The organism is Flavobacterium sp., assembly GCF_044361015.1.
GTDB lineage: Bacteria > Bacteroidota > Bacteroidia > Flavobacteriales > Flavobacteriaceae > Flavobacterium.
In genome coordinates this window covers 1-2,687 of record NZ_JBIKJL010000111.1, presented here as the reverse complement: position 1 = coordinate 2,687, position 2,687 = coordinate 1, and the positions used below count along the sequence as shown (strand labels likewise).

The 2,687-nt window shown below is 36.5% G+C and carries 3 protein-coding genes; 1 reads left to right on the top strand and 2 read right to left on the bottom strand.

Annotated features, from left to right (window positions below):
- Positions 1 to 454: 454 nt before the first annotated feature.
- Complete coding sequence (locus ACIQ2Z_RS12905; RefSeq protein WP_396184575.1) at positions 455 to 1,033, top strand: NAD(P)H-dependent oxidoreductase; 579 nt, start codon at positions 455 to 457, stop codon at positions 1,031 to 1,033.
- Positions 1,034 to 1,105: 72 nt separating this feature from the next.
- On the opposite strand, the gene ACIQ2Z_RS12900 is transcribed toward ACIQ2Z_RS12905, so the two are convergent.
- Positions 1,106 to 1,285, bottom strand: coding sequence for a hypothetical protein (locus ACIQ2Z_RS12900; protein WP_396184574.1), 180 nt, complete (start codon positions 1,283 to 1,285; stop codon positions 1,106 to 1,108).
- Positions 1,286 to 1,801: 516 nt separating this feature from the next.
- Positions 1,802 to 2,425, bottom strand: coding sequence for an SOS response-associated peptidase (locus tag ACIQ2Z_RS12895; RefSeq protein WP_396184573.1), 624 nt, complete (start codon positions 2,423 to 2,425; stop codon positions 1,802 to 1,804).
- Between the last annotated feature and the right edge of the window lie 262 nt (positions 2,426 to 2,687).

The following is a 2,687-nucleotide window of genomic DNA, read 5'->3' as shown; positions in this document are numbered from 1 at the left end:
ACTGTACGTCTTGATATTGGTCCCGCCGCGGCAGTTTGGTCCAAAAAAAATCAGGTGCCACGTTGTTTTAGATTAATACCAACTAAAAATTGGGATTTTCCGCAGAACTTTAGTTCTTAGGTCTACGTAAATCCAAAAAAAATGCGTATATTTAATTATATAACCCGTTGGGTGTAATTATTTAATTAAAGATTATTTTAAGTTTTTTACCACGAATTCTCGAATTTTAAATTAATCAAGCTCGATAATTTGTTCATCTTTGATGAAAATTCGAATTAAATCGAATAATTATTACGAGAAATTAGTGAATTAGTGGCAAAATTATTTCAAAATTGAATTACACCCAACGGGTTTATATAACAAAGAAATATAATTCTATGAAGCTACTGCGTAAAATAGAAGCTAGCTGAATAGATCAAAAAATCGGAGGCTAAAATAGATAGCAAGAAAATAAATGAAAAAAATACTGATTATAAACGGGCACCCCAACAAGGATAGTTTCAATTTTGGACTTTTTGAAGCATACAAAAAGGGTGCGTTAATTGCCGGGGCAGACGTAAAAGAAATTGTGATTAAAGACTTAAATTTCAATCCCAACTTGCAATTTGGTTATCAAAAAAGAACAGAATTAGAAGTTGACTTACTGGAAGCGTGGGAAAAAATCAAATGGGCAGAGCATTTGGTTTGGATTCATCCTGTTTGGTGGGGCGGACTCCCTGCAATAACTAAAGGTTTTATAGACCGCCTGTTTTTGCCAGGTTTTGCCTTTCAGTACCGTGAAAATTCCGTTTGGTGGGATAAATTATTAACGGGTAAGACCGCTCATATTATTACAACACTTGATCAACCATCCTGGTATTACTGGTTTGCATTTGGTAGACCAAGTGTCAACCAATTGAAGAAATCAACTTTGGAATTTTGCGGAATTAAGCCGGTTAAAGTAACTTATATTGGACCAGTGAAAGGTACAGAGCTTTCTATAAGAAAAAAGTGGTTAGACAAAATTGAAAAATTAGGCGTAAATCTAAGGTAAAAACTTTCGACCTACTCCTCGAAGAGTTCTTTTTTAAATAGCATTGTGTTCACTTCGACTAGCGGGTTAGAATTATTTCTTTTTATTAACGAAGTCAAAAATCGCTCCGATTGCCACACCAATTGCTAAACCTAGGGCTATCACCATAGGAGCATTTCCGGCTTTTAGGCTGTACGCCGCTCCAAATGCTACTCCCAGAGCAGCTCCAATGCCAATTCCATTTCCTGATTTGTTACTTTTATTTTTTTCCATCTTTCGAATTCTATTTTCTATTCATCTAATTGTATGTTTGATATTTACAACAGTCACAGCAATATGCCATAGCATTGCCAGGTTGTATTCTATTTCTGAAAGGTCAAACTGGCCGAAAGTCTAAAAAAACTTCTCCTGCACGAAGACTTTGGGAGGTACAGCAGCATGACCTACCTAAAAACACAACTGCCATCTATTCCTTTTGTTCCTAGACATCAAAAATAGTAAAAACTTTCTTGTAATGATGAATCAAACGAAAGGATTCGTATGGTAGCAGTCTAGTTTTTAATCTCTTATGAATTAACCTTCTTCTGTAGTTACTTATTTTTCAACTAATAAAAATTGGAATTTTATCTTTGGTTCGAGTTGTAATAGGATTAAATACGAACTTGTTTCTTTGTATTTTTCCTTCCCCTGCTCTTAATAACAAGGAGCAAAAATGCTTCGACAAGCTCAGCAGGACAATTCGTTAGTAAATTGATTTTATATTTATTTGTGAAATAATCGAATTGTTGCTCAAACCCTAAAACCAACCATCGCCGCACTATACGGAAATGCAAAATCCTGCAAGGAATTCGTGGTATCTAACCAAGCTGCTTCGTCGCCCTTTTTAAGGATGACAGGCATCCGTTTTTTATGGTTGTGGATGTATTCCATTTGCTTGTTTGCTACGGTGGTTACGATGGAAAAGGAATGGTAACTTTCATTGGTTTGCAGGTTTTTCCAAGTGTCGTAAATACCTGCCATGGCAAATAACTCATCCTCTGCGGAATGAATTTGGTATTTGTCCTTCGACTTCCCTTTTTCATCGTTCCAATGCCATTCGTAAAAACTAGAGGCAATGACCAAACAGCGGTTGGATGTCACATTTTTAAAGCTTGCTTTTTCATCCATTGTTTCAATGCGGGCATTCAAGGTGTTCTTTCTAAAATCAATGTCTTTTGACCAGGAAGGTATCAAGCCCCAATGATGATTGGTTGAAATGATTGCAGGCGAAGTGTCTAAAATAACCGGTATATTCAAGTACTCAAAACCCACAATAAAATCTGATTGTAAAAACGATTCCGGTTGGTCTGCTTTCGCTTGGAATCGTTTTTCAACCTTTGCTAAAGGTACGTTTTGAGCCGTGTAGTAACACATTGGATGGTTGTTTTGGTGGTGTGAATGTAGGGAAAAAAGTGGAGTTATGGGTGGCAAACAAAATCAGGCATGTAAGCTTATTTCAGAACGATACATTCCTTTGTTTTTTCTCCTTTGTTTTTTTCTTGTTTGACTTTTTTCTTTCCCCGACCCGCCGCGGCGGGTGGAAAAAAAAAGTAGTTCGAAACGATTGAGTATTATACATTCAAATGAGAAATGGTTACACTAAACGTCCTGATTTTGGCTCCCTTTAGGGCTGGGG